Source organism: Paenibacillus sp. B2(2019) (genome assembly GCF_008370385.1).
Taxonomy (GTDB): domain Bacteria; phylum Bacillota; class Bacilli; order Paenibacillales; family Paenibacillaceae; genus Paenibacillus_AQ.
In genome coordinates this window covers 186,415-202,336 of the sequence record NZ_VTZR01000020.1, presented here as the reverse complement: position 1 = coordinate 202,336, position 15,922 = coordinate 186,415, and the positions used below count along the sequence as shown (strand labels likewise).

Annotated in this window: 14 protein-coding genes; 11 read left to right on the top strand and 3 right to left on the bottom strand. The window is 44.0% G+C overall.

The genetic code is table 11. The features are described 5' to 3' along the window. Positions 1–67 precede the first annotated feature (67 nt). The 8 genes from PAENI_RS18620 (at position 68) to PAENI_RS18585 (ending at position 5,510) form a co-directional block, all read left to right on the top strand. A complete protein-coding gene (locus tag PAENI_RS18620) occupies positions 68–991 on the top strand; it encodes an ABC transporter permease (RefSeq protein WP_149646285.1) in 924 nt (307 codons plus the stop codon). After that, positions 988–1,791, top strand: a complete 804-nt coding sequence (locus PAENI_RS18615; protein WP_149646284.1) for an ABC transporter permease — start codon at positions 988–990, stop codon at positions 1,789–1,791. Before PAENI_RS18620 ends, PAENI_RS18615 begins: the two co-directional genes overlap by 4 nt. Next, positions 1,788–2,831, top strand: coding sequence for an ABC transporter ATP-binding protein (locus PAENI_RS18610; protein WP_149646283.1), 1,044 nt, complete (start codon positions 1,788–1,790; stop codon positions 2,829–2,831). The genes PAENI_RS18615 and PAENI_RS18610 overlap by 4 nt, the downstream gene beginning before the upstream one ends. Positions 2,832–2,836: 5 nt before the next feature. Continuing rightward, entirely contained in the window at positions 2,837–3,712 is an 876-nt protein-coding gene (locus PAENI_RS18605; protein ID WP_149646282.1) for an alkaline phosphatase family protein, read from the top strand. 93 nt (positions 3,713–3,805) lie between these two features. Beyond that, positions 3,806–4,123: a hypothetical protein gene (locus PAENI_RS18600; protein ID WP_060623858.1), complete on the top strand. Its 318-nt coding sequence runs from the start codon at positions 3,806–3,808 to the stop codon at positions 4,121–4,123. Positions 4,124–4,232: 109 nt separating this feature from the next. Then, positions 4,233–4,469 carry a DUF6953 family protein gene (locus tag PAENI_RS18595; protein ID WP_042123499.1) on the top strand — a complete coding sequence of 79 codons (237 nt, stop codon included), beginning with the start codon at positions 4,233–4,235 and terminating at the stop codon, positions 4,467–4,469. Between the two features lie 15 nt (positions 4,470–4,484). After that, the gene (locus PAENI_RS18590) at positions 4,485–4,757 is read left to right on the top strand and encodes a helix-turn-helix domain-containing protein (RefSeq protein ID WP_262495646.1); all 273 of its coding nucleotides are present in this window, start codon (positions 4,485–4,487) and stop codon (positions 4,755–4,757) included. Positions 4,758–4,928: 171 nt separating this feature from the next. After that, entirely contained in the window at positions 4,929–5,510 is a 582-nt protein-coding gene (locus tag PAENI_RS18585) for a 50S ribosomal protein L25 (protein ID WP_042184221.1), read from the top strand. Between the two features lie 66 nt (positions 5,511–5,576). On the opposite strand, the gene PAENI_RS18580 is transcribed toward PAENI_RS18585, so the two are convergent. Further along, positions 5,577–7,880 carry a UvrD-helicase domain-containing protein gene (locus PAENI_RS18580; RefSeq protein ID WP_262495645.1) on the bottom strand — a complete coding sequence of 768 codons (2,304 nt, stop codon included), beginning with the start codon at positions 7,878–7,880 and terminating at the stop codon, positions 5,577–5,579. Between the two features lie 481 nt (positions 7,881–8,361). Here PAENI_RS18580 and PAENI_RS18575 point away from each other — a divergent pair, with 481 nt between their 5' ends. Then, positions 8,362–9,198 (top strand): DUF6492 family protein, encoded by an 837-nt coding sequence (locus PAENI_RS18575; protein ID WP_042184227.1) that lies wholly within the window; start codon positions 8,362–8,364, stop codon positions 9,196–9,198. Between the two features lie 11 nt (positions 9,199–9,209). After that, positions 9,210–10,571: a sugar phosphate nucleotidyltransferase gene (locus PAENI_RS18570; protein WP_262495653.1), complete on the top strand. Its 1,362-nt coding sequence runs from the start codon at positions 9,210–9,212 to the stop codon at positions 10,569–10,571. Between the two features lie 103 nt (positions 10,572–10,674). Here PAENI_RS18570 and PAENI_RS18565 read toward each other — a convergent pair whose 3' ends face one another. Both PAENI_RS18565 and PAENI_RS18560 read right to left on the bottom strand, forming a co-directional pair. After that, entirely contained in the window at positions 10,675–12,396 is a 1,722-nt protein-coding gene (locus PAENI_RS18565) for a sensor histidine kinase (RefSeq protein WP_188114614.1), read from the bottom strand. Next, positions 12,374–13,942 (bottom strand): response regulator, encoded by a 1,569-nt coding sequence (locus PAENI_RS18560; protein ID WP_149646278.1) that lies wholly within the window; start codon positions 13,940–13,942, stop codon positions 12,374–12,376. Before PAENI_RS18560 ends, PAENI_RS18565 begins: the two co-directional genes overlap by 23 nt. A 253-nt stretch (positions 13,943–14,195) precedes the next feature. Here PAENI_RS18560 and PAENI_RS18555 point away from each other — a divergent pair, with 253 nt between their 5' ends. After that, positions 14,196–15,908 carry an extracellular solute-binding protein gene (locus tag PAENI_RS18555; protein ID WP_149646277.1) on the top strand — a complete coding sequence of 571 codons (1,713 nt, stop codon included), beginning with the start codon at positions 14,196–14,198 and terminating at the stop codon, positions 15,906–15,908. Positions 15,909–15,922: the final 14 nt, after the last annotated feature.

Sequence of the window (15,922 nt, the reverse complement as noted above, 5' to 3'; positions counted from 1 at the left end):
ACAGGGCGCCTTCGTTACGATGCCGTAAGGTGCCCTTGTTCTATTCCCGCGACAAGGAGTGAGGAAGTTGAAACAGAAAAGCCGCGGTGTGATCCTGGCACTCATTCCGTTTGCACTGATGGTGTTGGCATTTCAGCTGGTGCCTGTATTGTCCATGCTGACGGGAAGTTTCCAAAAGGCAGATGGAACTGGACTTACGCTAGGCAATTACCTTCATGCACTGCAAAGTGCCTATTACATGCAGGCAATCAAGAACAGCTTGCTGATCTCTTTAACCTCAAGTCTGATAGGGATCATCATCGGACTTTTTTGTGCATATTGTATTACTCGGTTCACTCCAAGGGTAAGGGACAGACTCTTAATGCTGTCGAATATGACCTCTAACTTCGCAGGAGTTCCGCTGGCTTTTGCATATATTATTTTGCTAGGAAATAACGGGGTATTTACACTCTTATTCAAACAATGGGGCTGGAGTGTTTTTACCGATTTTGATTTATATAGCTGGTCTGGTTTGATTCTGGTGTATGTATATTTTCAGGTTCCATTAGCCTTACTGCTCTTGTATCCATCCTTTTACGGAATTCGTGAGCAGTGGAGAGAAGCGGCGTCCTTGCTGGGGGCAGGACCGTGGCAGTTCTGGAAGACGATTGGGCTGCCAATTCTAACTCCGGCGATCTTCGGCACACTGGGAATACTGTTTGCCAATGCGATGGGTGCTTATGCAACGGCATATGCTTTGGTTGGCGGGAATTATAATCTGCTGGCGGTACGTATCGGTTCACTGGTTGCTGGAGATGTGGTTACTCAGCCAGAAATGGGGAGTACGCTTGCTGTTCTGCTGGGTCTGACTACGATTTTGGCCGTCTATTTGAATCATCTGATGGTTCGGCGAACGGAGAGATTTGGAGCTAAAGCGCTCAGTAAACCGGATGTGAAAACCAAATCTTCTCGGCGCTTGTGGACGGCAGCTAGTGAGGAGGTGGGGCAATGAATATACGTAAAGCAGGCTTCGCTCCGCGCACTTTCATGCTAATGCTCATGGTGTATTTATTACTTCCACTGTTAGCAACCTGTATTTATGCCTTCGCGCAGGACTGGCAAAATACCTTATTGCCTCAAGCTTGGACACTGAATTGGTTTGGAGAAATGTTTAAGGATATTCGTTTTTTGGAGGCGCTTTGGACCTCGCTGTATTTATGCCTGATTAGCGTGGTGCTGAGTCTGGCCGTGATGCTGCCAGCTGTTTTTGTCATCACCATTTATTTTCCGCGCTGGGAGAGCTTTATGAAAGTGATTGTTGTTCTGCCTTATGCGGTGCCTGGTGTAGTGGCTGCGGTGGGACTTATTCGTACCTATTCCTCTGGCCTCTTTGATATCGCTGGAACAGCTTATTTATTGGTGGGGGCGTATTTTGTGGTCATTCTTCCCTATATGTATCAGGGCATTCGCAATAGTCTGTTGACCGTTAACGCTGTAGAACTGCTGCATGCCGCAGAATTGCTTGGAGCCCGCCGCAGAACGGCTTTTATGAATGTGATTTTGCCAAATATCTGGCCTGGCGTTATCGTCTCTACCTTATTATCATTCTCCGTTCTGTTCGGCGAATTTGTCCTTACAAACATGCTAGTTGGCGGGCATATTCAGACGATTCAGGTGTATCTATATCAAAGAATGGGCGAAAGCGGACATTTAGCCAGTGCGATTGCCATCTCGTATTTTCTGTTTATTCTAGTCCTTTCGATGGTACTAATGAAGCTTGGCAAAAAGATGGGAGGAGGCGTTAAGGGATGAACGATTATCTGAAGTTGCAGGGAATACTCAAAATGTTTGGTGAGACCTGTGTGCTAGACAATATAGATTTGGAGATTCGTGAAGGGGAGCTTGTGACGCTGCTAGGACCTTCCGGTTGCGGGAAAAGTACGTTACTTCGCTGCATAGCTGGCCTTTCGGAGCTGGATGGCGGCAGAATCCTTCTAGAGAATAAAGATCTGGCAAATCTGCCGCCCCGTAAACGCGAGGTGGGGATGGTGTTCCAGTCTTATGCTCTATTCCCTAATCTGACGGTGAGCCAAAATATTGAGTATGGAATGAAGATGCGTGGTTTGTCCAAAGCCGCCCGACGTAGCCGCTGTGAGGAACTGCTGGCATTGGTCGATCTGGAGGAGAAGCGGGACGTCTATCCGCAGTCACTCTCCGGTGGACAGCAGCAGCGGGTAGCGCTGGCCCGTTCTCTAGCCGTGCAACCCAAAGTATTACTGCTGGATGAGCCCCTGAGTGCACTTGATGCCAAGATTCGTAAGAATCTACGTGCCGAAATTCGTGATATTCAGAAGCGCTTTAACATGACGACCCTATTCGTTACGCATGATCAGGAAGAAGCGCTGATTCTATCCGACCGCATCTGCATTATGAATGGTGGACGCATCGTCCAAGATGGAACACCGGAAGGACTGTACACCGCGCCGCGCACAGAGTTCGTTGCCCGGTTCATGGGCAGTTATAACGTATTGACTCGGCCAGAGGTGATGGCGCTGTTCCGTGGCATAGATAGTGGTATGGACAGCTTTGCCATTCGCCCTGAAGCCGTAACGTTACTGCATGACGGGGCGGGTCAGCAGGAGGCTGCTGCCGGAGCACAACTGGTGAATGGAATGATTAAATCGGTGTCTGTGCTAGGCAATATTATTCGATGTACGGTTGAGGCTGAAGGAATCCGCTTAACGGTTGATCTTTTAAATGATGGACGCTGGCTGCGGGTTGGAGAAGGGGACAAAGTCACATTGGCGCTGAACCCTTCCGAGCTTTTACATTTAGAGCGAGAAGGAGCGTGAGTAGAATGACGGATATGACCAATAAACTCATTGTGGTTGTCTTGGACGGACTTAGATATGATGCTGCTCGCAAATACATGGGCTATCTGGAGCATCTTGTGGAGCAAGGATCCTTATCTTGTTATCGAGTACAGTCGGAGTTACCCAGTCTATCACGCCCGCTTTATGAAGTGCTCTTAACGGGTACACCCGTGTCCAAAAATGGAATTACGGCTAACCATATTGTGAGACCTAGCCATGAAGAAAGTGTATTTCATTTGGCAGTAGCCGCTAATTTGCGTACAGCTGCTGTCGCCTATCATTGGGTCAGTGAGCTTTATAATTCGGCACCCTTTGATCCACTGGCTGATCGCCATCAGCATAATGTGATGAAGCCAATTCAGCATGGCAGCTTTTATTTCGAGGATCACTATCCTGACAGTCATGTGTTTGCCGACGCTGTGTATTTACGGAGTGCCTATGATCCGCATTTTCTATTCATTCACTCCATGAATATAGACGACGCCGGGCATCGTTATGGCGGGGAGAGCAAGGAATATGAGCTTTCCGTGCGTAACGCCGATGGACTGCTGGCCACTGTTTTGCCCATTTGGATGGAGCAGGGGTATAAGATTCTGATTACGGCAGATCATGGAATGAACGAAAATGGGTACCATGGAGGGGTCACCTCTTCCGAGCGGGATGTGCCGTTATATACGTTTGGAGTAGATGCATTGCCTCTGGCAAAAGAAGATCAAGCAATCCCCCAATTAAGGCTGGCTCCGTTAATATGCCACTGCTTAGGGCTTGCTCCCTCAGCTGCAATGAGCAAGGAAGGATTGCCCCCTTTTGTGCAAAAGCAACCACTTCATGAGGTGAATGAACCTGTGATTTTAGGATGAAAATAAAATAGTAAAGCAAGATGAAAATCATATACGGGAGCACTGGGTTTTTGTATAATAAATTGTATATTTTACCTATTGGGAGGTTGTCTTTTGAGTGCTTCTAAAGCTATGAAGTGGATTACAGGCTCGTTTGAAATTATTTTGGCAATTCCATTTCTGGGTGCTACTATTGTAGTGTTCAGTGGGTACTCTGTACTGGGATTTATGTTTATTCTTCATCTAATCACTTTGATTTTATCTTTAAAGAACAATGAATCTATCTATGGTTCAGTGCTCGGAATTGTAACTTCTTTATTGGCTTGGATTCCAATAGTGGGATGGGTATTACACTTGATTACAGGAATTCTGTTGATGGTAAGTGGTGGACAGAAGACTCGTTATCCTTCGAATCATACCTATCCACAATAATTAAGACATCCTAATACAGCCCGATTCGGACGTTTGTCCGGTCGGGCTGTATTCATGTTATAATGAGGGCACATTTTAGCATGAAGTACATGAAAGGAGGCACATCCATATGGAAGTAACAGCACAAGATGTAGCGGAATGGATGGTTAAGGAAATTCGGTTTACGGGTACCTTGTATCAGACCGCGGCGATTGAATATGTGAAAGAGAATTTTGGGGAACAATTTGTATTTGTGAATGAGAATGGCAATGCCTCACTGTCCAAGGAAGTAAAGAAAGCTTTCCGGAAGCTGCACGGCGGCAAAATCGCGTGGGATCGCGATGGGTTTTTGTGGGCGTGGACTTAAGCTGGAGGTGAATATATGCCGGTTATCCGAAGTAAATTAAGTGTGGTCATGGAGAATCATGATCCCAAACTCTCTATACGAAAGCTTGCTAAGGATATTAATTATCACTTTGATTCGGTTCGCCGTATGTATAAGGATGAGATGGTACAGTATCCCAGAGACTTGCTTTTAAAGCTTTGTTTATATTTTAATGTACAGCCTGGGGAACTCATCGGAATCGAAGAGTTGAATGAAAGTGATTGTACAATAGAAGAAGTGATAGGTGAACATGGTTTAAGTAAGCGTTAAATAAATTGAGAAAGTGCAGTTGGGAAGAGTTGAGGAATGGGAAGTTGAATTCACTCAAGTCTTCTTTTTTGTATGGAAAAGGGAGATTTCTGCTAAATTTGACTAGATTATATGGTCATGTTATACTTAGACTGACAAGAATTTATGGTCAAAGAGAGCAGGAAATAAAAAATGAGTAAATTTATTCAATTAAACAAGCGTACTGGCGAAACAAAGTCCCAAAAGAAATTAGCGAGAAAACAGGGACGTATCCCGGCTGTATTGTATGGAGTGGGTAAAGATACTCTGAACGTAGAAGTGGATGAAAAAGAGCTGTTGGGTACTTTGAAAAAAAATCCACGGGCTATTCTGCAAGCAAAAACAACGGACGATGAAGCAATGCCGATCATTGTTCAGCATATTCAAAAGGATTCTCTGTCAGGTAAAATCTTGCATATTGATTTCCAGCATGTGAACATGTCTGTAAATATGGATAGTAAAGTTACGATTCATTTTGCAGGGGAAGCAATCGGCGTGAAAGCCGGTGGCGTATTGCAAGTGGAATTGTATGAAGTAGAAGTTCGTTGTATGCCGGGCGTTTTGCCTACTTCTATGGAAGTAGATATTAGTAAACTTGATATTGGCGATCAGCTGCTAGTTTCTGACCTGATTTTCCAAGATGGAATCGAAGTGCTGACCGATCCGAATGCAGTAATGATTCAGATTAAGACTGTACATGAAGAAGTTGAAGAAGCAGTAGTAACTACAGCTTAAATATATATTTATATTAAAAAAAGCAAGTTTCCAGGGAAGAGGAAACTTGCTTTTTTTGCGTGTAAATCATACGGGAACTTCTCGCTGATCCTTTGCCATAGGTGAGCTACATAAAGGGCAGGGCTTTGAGGTTAGATGATCCTCAGCTCCGCCAGCTTTCATGCGTGTCCAACCAGGACAACTGTTGCCTGTGCAGTTCCATACCGGAACGACATAGGTTTTTGTTTTTGTCGTGGTCGCTCGGCTGGTCGGCAAGGATCTTGTTGTCACGGTTCTACTCACCGTAGTTGCCGCTGTGGAAGAAACCGCTGAACGGAAGGCGGATAACATGAAGCGGGAGACCTCCGCTTTTTTACCCCGATGCTGTGCAGGTGAGCTGATGAATAGCTCCTCTCGGGCTCTCGTAACGGCTACATAAGCCAGTCTCCGTTCCTCCTCCAGTGCTGCTAAGCTTGAGGCTCCGTTGCTTCCGGCAGCAAGCTTGCGGTCTTTTAACCGGTCGCCCTCCAGTGCAGAGCTATGCGGAAGAATTCCCTCAGACGCTCCAATTAAAAAGACTACAGGAAACTCTAGCCCCTTTGATTTATGAATGGTCATTAATGCAATCCGATTGCCTTGCTCTTTAGTACCTGGTTGGCGATTATGCTCGTTACGCTCCGTGACATTATCTATGAAATCAAGAAAGGCAGGGATGCTGTCGAAACGCGCCGCGGAGGATTCTAGCTCATCTAGCATTTCTTTTAATGTCTCTCTATGCAGCGTCGCTTGATGCCGTTCATTCGCTTCGATGAAATAATCATAGAATTGGGTACGAATCTGCCGGATTGCTTGTATTGGGGTCAGTTCGCGTATATTACGGATTAGATCGAGCCGATCTCTTAGTTTAGTCCCTTTGAAGTCTTCCATGCCAGGCATAGACAATAGGTGGATTAACGGTCCTTGCTTGGGCTGTCTAGCTTCCATCTGGCGGATGTGATTCATGCCTTTTTCACGGTTCATATATAGCGTCGGCAGGATATTCTCCATCGCTGCAAAATTTCGCCGATTCACGGAGAGTCGCAAATGATCCACTACCGGAGAGATCAGCCAGTGCTCGTACAATAATTGCCCCTCTCCGTAATCGATATAGGGAATATCGCGTAAAAGGAGCAGTTCGAGAACGGCCCGATTGCTGCTCGACGCCCGGTACAACATGGCGAAGTCGCTATATTCTCTTTTGCCGCTAGAGACCTCGTTTAAAATATGCTCGACCATCTGCTCGGCTTCTTCATCTGCAGTTTGCGGACGCATATATCGTGGCTGACTTCCACTACCTTTTGCGGCTTGCAGGGTTTTGGAACGCCGACGTGTATTGTGCTTGATAATGCCGTTCCCAAGTCCAACGATAGCTGGGCCTGAGCGGTAATTAATATCGAGCGTAATAACCCTTGCTCCCGGATAGAGCTTCTCGAACTCTAGAATGAACTCACTGCGCGCTCCGTTGAAGGAATAAATCGTTTGGTCATCATCACCAACCACCATTAGATTATGCTGTGGGTGAGCGACCATTTTGACAAGTTCGTACTGCAAGGCGTTTGTATCCTGGAACTCATCCACCATCAAGTACAGATATCTCATCTGCAACTCTTGCAAAAGCTCCGGACGCTCCTTCAGCATCCGATAAGCAACTAAGAGGACATCGTCGAAATCGATTTTGAAATTGTCTAGTTTCCATTGTTCGTATATTTCCAGAATGGACTTCATTTCTTTTTCGGCGGTGGTGCCTTCTGGTAGATCTTCCACGGTGCCCATGTTCATTTTGCAGGAAGAGAGCAGAGAGAGTAGGGTTTCCGGTGGATAAGCATCCTTCGGCAGTCCGAGCTCACGCATGATCTGCTTCAATAGGATGTGCTGGCGCCGTGTCTCACTGAAAATTTCCTGTTGCAATCCTTGTCTGCGCAAGAAAAATAAGAAAAAAGAATGGAACGTACGGGCCTGAAGTCTTGCAACGTCCGCTGTGCTGACTCCCGGGAGCAGGGCGATTCGTTCGCGCATTTCTGCCGCGGCTTTACTCGAAAAAGTCAGCAATAGCAGCTGACTCGGCGAGACGCCGCGCACGGACAACAAATAACCGGTTCTGCAGATCAGAACCGAGGTTTTACCGGAGCCTGCACCGGCCAGTGTCAGTAGCGGCCCTTTATGATGCCGCACCGCAGCAATCTGCGGGCGGTTGAGCAGGATGCCGCCTTCCTCCAGCCTGCGGAAATAAGCGGAGTCCCCCTCCTCCCGCTTCACTAGCTCCTTGCTGGTCTGTGCTGAAGCTACTGCCGCTTGCGGGATGCGTTCGCCGGTTGCTCCCAGCGGGATATTATGAAATAAGAGCTTATTCAATAGATTCACCTTCATATATTTCTGTATAGAGTGAGCTCAACAAAACTAGTTGGAGAATGGTTGAGTTCATCTTAAAATGTGCCGATTAAAATACGCCGAAAATTTAGCCAATCTACAATATACCATCCCAGCCTTTTTACTGCACAGAAAAAAATGCTGGATATAGTATGGGGGAGTGTGGAGCTTGGTTGTGTGAATGGGGATTGGTGGGCAAGATGTACGGTATAAATCCCGTAGAAAAGCTAGAATTGGGCTCTGTGGGCGGAATGTACGGTATAAATCCCGTAGAAATGTGGGAATTTGGCTCCGGCGGCGAAAAGAACGGTATAAATACCCCAGAAGTGTGCGGAATTGTCTTTATGGGCGAAAAGAAAGGTATAAATCCCCCCCCCTTGTCCTCTCTTAAGTTTACAGTAAAGCCCATTCCCTTTCCTTATTATCCTCATATCCTAAAGCAAAATCATGATATGGAGATGACCGTATGCCCTCGCCTAAAAAGGTCCGCATAAGACATGCCGTTACCATAGATGTACTGATTCCGGCTATCGAGAAAGATTTGGCTACACTCCCCTATGTTATTGACGCTGTCCGAACACATGTTAAGCATCCGATAGGTCGTATATTGATTGTTGCTCCAAAAAAGACACGTATACTGGATTTCTGCCGAAAAAAAGGCTGTACCTTTGTCGATGAGAATACAGTCCTCCCGATTACAAAAAAAGATATCCATTACCGTTCACGGAAATGGGAAAGATCCGGTTGGTTGTTCCAGCAATTGTTGAAACTGAATGGTGACAAGCTGTGTACGGCTGACTATTTTTTAGTCATCGATGCAGATACGGTCTTAATCGCTCCTCATCGATTCCGTGAGAAGGGAAAGACGATTTTTTACAGCCGTAATTGGAGTCAGCCTCAGTACTTTACAACCTATAGGAAGCTAATGGGTAAGAAGGCGGCATCTGCTTCTTCTTTTGTGACGCATTATATGCTGTTTGAACGCAGCCAATTGACTCAGATGAAAAGAGAGATTGAAGCAAAGCATCAGAAGCCTTGGTATTCGGCGATTATACACAGTATGAACCGCACTAAGCAATTTGCTTTTTCTGAATTCGAAACTTATGGGAATTACCTGTATTCGAAGGATCGTGGGGGCATGAAGATCCAAAAAGCACGCAATAAAGGCCTCCATATGAATGCAGGTCAGCTGTCCAAGCAGAAGCTGAATGAGCTGGCAGAAAAGTATAGATCATTGTCTTTTCATAAACGGAAGGGGTATGTGAGAACACCGAGTAGTAAGTCCAGCGCAGGGGGGCGATAGCGTTGCAGATCGTGCTCCTTTCAGGGGGATCGGGGAAGAGGCTGTGGCCGCTGTCGAATGAGATCAGGTCAAAGGCATTTTTAAGACTTCTCCCAACAGAAAATGGCGGTATGGAGTCGATGATCGAGCGAGTATGCAGAGGGCTGGATGAGGCAGGATTGTTAGATTCAAGCTGCATTGTAACCCATCGTAGTCAGGTGGAAATTACCCGCAAATCTGTTGGCAATCAGGTTGCTTTACTGGCGGAGCCACAGAAGCGGGGAACTTTTACTGCAGTTGCATTGGCAGCGAGCTATTTGCATTCCGTGAAGAAAATAGACCTTGAAGAGATCGTAGTGGTCATTCCGGTGGATTCATATGTGGAGGCTTCTTTCTTCAGACAGCTTCAGCAGTTTCCCAGCGTGTTGTCCGAATCACAAGCGGATATTGCCCTGATCGGTGTTACACCTGAATTCCCATCCACACAGTTCGGGTATATTTTACCGAGTGAAGGTTCAGGCGGTACGTCCTTTCTAAATGTGAAGCAGTTTGCAGAGAAACCAGATGAACTGGCGGCGGCCGAATTCATTTCCAGTGGAGGACTGTGGAACTGTGGAGTATTCTCCTGCTCATTAGGATACTTGCTCTCAAGTATGATGGAACGGAAGCTTTCGGTGGATTACATGGAGTTATTGGAGCGTTATGACGAATTGCCAGAACGAAGTTTTGACTATGAAGTGCTTGAGCATACGCAGCGAGCGGTAGTTATTCCTTACACCGGAGTTTGGGCGGATATTGGTAGTTGGGATGCGCTTACCCCTCATTTGCAGGAAAAGGTAATTGGCAGGGGGAGCATTTCTGAGGATTCAAAAGGAACCTATTTAGTGAACGAACTCTCTTGTCCTGTACATGTCATCGGTGCCCCAGGTTTGATTGTGGCGGCGGGTGCGGATGGTATTTTAGTTGCTGGGATCGAGCAGGCGAAACGGATTAAGCAGAAGCTGGAGGGTCATGCCGCGAAGCCGATGATTGAAGAAAAGCGGTGGGGGAGTTCACGCATTCTGGATTTCTCACGAACAGCAGCAGGAGTTGAGGTTACGACTTCCAAAATCACGATGTTGGCAGGGAAGCACACCAGCTATCATTTTCACAGGCATACCAAAGAAATATGGTCTTTTCTTTCGGGGAATGGAGAGTACCGTATGAACGGCGTTCTTCACGCAGCTGCAGCCGGAGACACAGTCACAGTACCTGCCGGTGCGAGACATGGTTTACGGGCGATTACACCGCTCGAATTGATCATTATTGAACTGGTGACATCTTCTGATGTGGGGGATTATGTACGTGTTTCTGCCGAATGGGTGGGGGAGGAAAGCGCTCCTGATCATTTGTAATTCAATAGATTGAAAAAAATCAACCGGGTTTAATCCAGCGTACATGTCCCGGTTGAATTTAATTTTAGAGTGTAGCTAGTTAACATCACTGCATTTAAAAGAGTTATAGATCTGAGCCACCTTCGTATCTTTTGGATGGAAATCGAAATGTGACCTCCGTTCCCAGTCCTAGAATACTGGTAATGGACAAGCCATACTCTGGTCCGTACATTAGCATAGCCCGGTCATTTACATTTTTGAGCCCATAGCCTATAGACTGGGATTTAAGCAGAAGATTGAGTCGTTCTTGTGGGATGCCAACGCCATTATCCTTTACTTTGAAGATGATACACTCCTCCACCATTTCTCCGGATAGAATAATTTTGCTTCCTTCTTCTTCTCTATTCTCAATACCATGAATAATAGCATTCTCAATTAGAGGCTGAAGCATCAGGTTAGGCATGTAATAAGAGAGAATAGCCTCGTCGATCTGATATTCTATCTCAAAGCTGTTGCTATGCATGTTAAGCTGAATCTGTATATAAGATTGTACATTCAATAGTTCATCTGAAACCGAAATAATATTATTCCCTTTATTCAGCGTAGTCCGATAGAACGTGGATAGAAGCTGCGCCATTTCACTTATATCTGTTGCATGGATTCGGATGGCTCTCCAATTGATGAGCGAAAGAGCATTATATAGAAAATGAGGATTAATCTGAGCCTGTAGGGCTTTCATTTCATATTCTTTTCGTGAAATTTCCTCAATGTAGACTTTATCGATTAACACTTTTGTTTTGTCAACCATATTGCCAAAGCCTCTGATTAAATCCCCAATTTCATCTTTGGATGTGCTGGTGACGGTAACTTCCAGGGATCCCTCTTCTACGGTGCGCATATTATTGCGCAGACGCTTAATTTGTGAATTGAACTTTCGAGAGAATAGATTGGCGGTTATAGCAACGGCAGCAATACAGGCAACAATAACAAGCCCGACTGTCGAAAGGATTTTCCAAGCAGAATTCGTAATCATCTTCGTAGGTTTGCATAACATCACTGTCCATCCTGATATAGGAACTTCAGATTGCAATACAGTGTACTTTGTATTTTTCCATTGCAGCGTATCTAAGTTGTCTGTGCTATTGGAAGGAATATATCCTTCTATACCAGGCGAGGCATAGATCGACTTTCCATCAGCATCTTTGACGAGAATCTCTGAACCTTGAGAGAGTAGGGATTCAAAAGGTGTGAATAACGAATCGTAATTCACACGTGCATACAGCACATTTTCTTTTGGATCTTTCTGTTTCGTATTAATAATGCGTCGAACAGCAAAAATCTCCTTATTATCCGTAAACCACAGGACATCGACTGACTTCATCAACGTCGGGTACCAAGATTTCTGTTTAATATCATTTAGGGCTCGGACGGTATTGCCATGTGCCAAAAGATTGGTTCCTGTATACAGAGTGATTTGTTCTATACCTGTATTTAGATACCGTGCAGTATTGAAATTTTGGTCAATCACATGGGTTAACTGATCATACATTTCATACATACTTGTGTAGGTATGATTAGCTGAATTAATAATTTCCTGATTAAAACTCAAGAAATTCATGAGTTTATTGTAGACATCCAGATGACTATTTAAAGCTAAAGCCCCTTGATTTAAGGCTGCTTTCAAATCAGATTTGGATTGCTTAATGAGGGATGATTTGGCTTCTTGATAGCAGAAGCTGCCCAATACAATCACAGGAATCATACTGATTAACATAAATGAAAGCATGATCTTGGTTTGAAACTTCAAGTCGCGAATATTTTGCTTAAGTGTCTGCCAAAGTTGCATAATGCTCCTCCCGATATACAGAGGACTTCTGATTATACTGTCTATATTTTTCTGGTGTGTACCCATAGAAATCCCTGAAATTTTGGCAGAAATATGAAATATTGCGATAGCCCACTGCGGTGCAAATATTTGATATTTTTTGATGCGTATTTGTTAACAACTCTTTTGCGTTTTGCATGCGGACATTCTTAATATATTTATTAAGCCCACAGCCTGTCTGCTTCTTGAATATGGAGCTAAGATAATGTGGAGACAAATACACTTTAGCAGCAAGCATTTCCAGACTGAGATCATCTGCATAATATTGTTCAATATATTGTTTGACGGCATCGACATCACGGTTCTGAGTAGGCTCATGGTTAGTAGAGTTCTGATCAATCCGAGCGATACCTTCAAATATGATATCTTTGATATCCCGCAAATCTTCAGATCCATATATGATCTCGACGGCAGTCTGCAGCTCCATTTCTGATATAGGTGCAGCTTGTGTCATGATCTCTTGATAGATTGTGGAGAACATATACTTCACATACAAATGTGAGTACTGTACTTGATGTACGTATTTTTGATATAAAATCTCAGTATTTGCTCGTAAGCTAAAAATATCTTGATCCTTCAGATTATTTCGAATCTGATCTAGTAGATGGCTATCTGTAAGGTCTGGATACAAGGCCTCAGAGAAATGTAAGTCATTTTGTGTATTAAACACAAAGGTATCTGGGAGAAAAAAACGATATTCCATCAATTCTTCTAATGAAGTCAAAAGTGAACCTAAATCTAGTATTGAGGTTAGTTCCTCTTTCATAGCGAGATAACAATTCACTTTATATTTATCAAGGATACAATGATGCAGGTGCATCGCTGAATTATTATCAAACCGGGAAGAAGGGGACTCTTGCTCGGGAAACAGTAGTAGACTCTGACATCCGTTTAGATTTAAGTAATCAGCAGATGTGTCTACTAAACCAAGAACAAACTCTTCGAACTCCGAATCCACAGATTCAAAAAATGGCTTATCGAATTCTAACAAAAGCATTTTATTGTAATGGCTGGGTAATTCAATAGACAGCTCTTGAAGAGGAGGCGGGCTTCCGATGCCATTAACTAGAGAGAAGAGTAGATGTTTTCTCACATAGCTTAGCTTTCTTTGTGACGCTTCTTCTTTTTGTTGCTGGTTCTTTAATTCTTGAATAACTTTTTCTAAAGTAGTTTGGAATGCTTCAATGTTAACCGGTTTCAAAAGATACTCGGATACGCCCAGGGAGAGGGCTGTTTTGGCATACTCAAATTCAGCGAATCCACTGAATAAAATCACCTTTAATTTGGGGTGCAACTTTAATGCTTCCTTTGTTAGCTGTAATCCATCCATTATAGGCATCCGCACATCGGTAAATAGAATATCGACAGAGTGTGCGCTTACATATTCAAGTGCTTTACGACCGTTTTCTGCAACATGCAATTGGAGGGGGAAGCCAAGCTCCTTAATGAGGAAAGCAATCCCCTCTCGCTCCTCCTTATGATCATCTACCACCAATATGGATAACATTATTTACCACCTTTCGACATGTAGTGACATTGATATTGTAGTATAACATCTTCGACCGTAGCAATTATTCCTCGATATTATCGTTAATGATGAGTATTTATTTGTGTAAAACATAATTTTTTTGCGTTTACGATGGATAGCAATAATCTATAAACTTAAGGAAGTAACAATATAAATTTTTTTTGAAGCTGGCCGGCGCTTTGAAATCGTTTTCTAATACGAGTTTTTTTATAGAAAAAGGGAGGCTCTTATAATGAAACATAAATTGAGAAAATCAAGCTCCATAATATTAGCATCACTATTAGCTGTTGCTATGGTAGGTTGTTCAAGTTCTAATAATTCTTCAGCATCTACCCCAAAGACAGATGCGAGTGATCCTGCATGGAAAGAAGCACAGACGACTCCATTTGGCGCCTATCCTGAAACAGTTACTTATTCTGTTGGACAAGTGGCAACGAGCTATTCAGCACTTGCAGGAACGCCTCATGAGAAAGATAATGCCACAAACAATGTGTGGACAAGATATTTCAAGGATAAGCTGAACATTCAAAATACGACCTCGTTTGAGTCCAATGATGGTACAGACTATAGTCAGAAAGTTTCGATGGCGATTGTAAGCGGTGAAATCCCTGATCTAATGGTGGTTCCTGACTACGCGACATTGCAACAGCTTTATGAGAACGATCTGATTGCAGATTTGACCGAGGTTTATGAAAATACTGCCAGCGATCGAATTAAGGAAATTTATGATTCCTACAGTGGTCGTGTTCTGGATAGTGCAAAGTTCGATGGCAAGCTGATGGCCATACCAACTACTGAAATCTCACATGGTCCTGGTATCCTCTGGCTTCGCAAAGACTGGATGGACAAATTGGGACTTGCTGAGCCGAAATCAATGGCTGATGTCGAGAACATTATTAAGCAATTTGTAGAAAAAGATCCAGGTGGTAACGGAGCGGGTAAGACGCTAGGTCTTGTTGTCGATAATGAAAACGTTGCCGGTGTCTCTGGTGGACAATTCTCATTTAATAATATCTTTTCACTATATGGTGCGTATCCAAAACAGTGGATTGATGATGGAAGTGGAAAGGCTGTATACGGATCTGTTCAACCAGAGATGAAGCCAGCACTGACCAAGTTGTCTGAAATGTACAAGAATAACTTGATTGATCGTCAGTTTGCAGTACGTACTGGTGATGACCGCAAGGCGCTACTTACAAGCGGAAAAAGTGGGTCGTTCATGGATAACTGGTGGGGAAGCTGGACTGTGGCTGACACACTTAAGCTGAATCCAGAAGCGGAATGGGTATCTTATGTTGCCCCACAATCAGAGGATGGCTCGCTTACAATGTTCACTGGAAATCCTTCCAGCAGTTATTTGGTTGTTCGCAAAGGCTTTGAACATCCTGAACTTGCAGCCAAGCTTGTGAGTGTTCAATATGACTATCAGCGTTACCAAGAAAAAGATGAAAAAGCTTTGAAAGAATTTGAAGATTATAAGAGCATGAATGTTGGCGGATCTCCGCTCGCCATTAATATCGATTATTATGACGCTTTCTATCGTAACGTTGACATCATGAAAGAAGCATTAGAAACAGGCGATACAAGTAAATTAACTAGCAATGAGGATTTAACGGCTTATAACTCCTATAAGAAATTTCTGGATAGTAAGAAGAATGGAGAAACACCAGACTCCAATGCATGGGCTGGATATACTTCCAGTATTACGACAGCTAGTTTGGTGAAAGCCTCAAATATTAAAGAAGTGAATCCACTATTCTTTGGAAGTACATCATCCATGACGTTGAAATGGCCGACACTTACTAAAATGGAACTTGAAATGTACTTGAAGATCATTACAGGTGAGCAAACACCTGACGCGTTTGATAAGTTTGTAGATAGCTGGAATAAAACTGGCGGCGAAGTAATTACTAAGGAAGTTAACGAAGCGATAGCAACCAAATGATGTTGAAAGAGATG